The sequence below is a fragment of the Virgibacillus carmonensis genome (genome assembly GCF_057836705.1).
On sequence record NZ_JBYQFJ010000095.1, the window covers coordinates 1 to 930 of the forward strand.

Sequence of the window (930 nt, forward strand, 5' to 3'; positions counted from 1 at the left end):
GTTACATAATCATTGGTATACTGGCAGTAATATTAATCGTTTTAATAGCTTTAATGCTTAGAAAAAGAAGTAGGAAAAGATAACTAGAAATGAATACAAACAAATCTAAAGACCAATTCTATTTAGGATTGGTCCTTAGATTTGTATCAAATAATTTTTAACTCTTTCCTCACTCTTAACAAACCCCAATGAATCTCCCACTACCCTAAAAAACCAAATTGCCAAAATAACATCGAAAACCCCCTTATGATAAAATAAAAGATATACAGTAAGATTGAATACTTAAACAAATATAAAAATAAATCATAGCGAAAGGAAGAATAAGCTTGAAACGAAGGGTTGTTGTAACCGGAACGGGTGCTTGTTCACCATTGGGAAATGATGTGGAAACCCTTTGGGATAGCATAAAGAAGGGAAAATCCGGCATTAAGCGGCTGGAATCCGAGGAATATAAGGACATCAATACGAAAATTGCAGGTTCTATTGAAGATTTTCCTGGTGAAAAGTACCTTGCATCGAAGGAAATGAAAAAGTATGATTTGTTCACGCAATATGGGTATGCTGCTGCAATGCAAGCGCTGGAACAGTCAAAGATTGATTTGGATGCGGTGGATAAGGATCGTGTTGGGGTTTATATCGGCTCCGGGGCTGGGGGTCTGCATACGCTATTAGAAAATCACCAAATAATGTTGGAAAAGGGAGCGAAGCGGGTGTCCCCGTTCTTAATTCCAATGTCGATAAATAATATGGTTTCAGGATTAATTGCGATTAAAACAGGCTTTCGTGGGCCAAGTTTTGCGGCGGTTTCTGCGTGTGCAACGAGCAATCATGCGATTGGAGAAGCCTATTTAAATATTGCCCATGGCTACTCTGACGCTATTTTAGCCGGCGGAGCAGAGGCGCCCATTACACCGCTTTATTTTGCTGGCT

General features: G+C 39.2%; 1 protein-coding gene. It reads left to right on the forward strand.

From position 1 onward, the window contains the following. Positions 1-326: 326 nt before the first annotated feature. A partial coding sequence (locus AC3G7N_RS20670) for a beta-ketoacyl synthase N-terminal-like domain-containing protein (protein ID WP_489424046.1) occupies positions 327-930 on the forward strand: 604 nt, incomplete at its 3' end.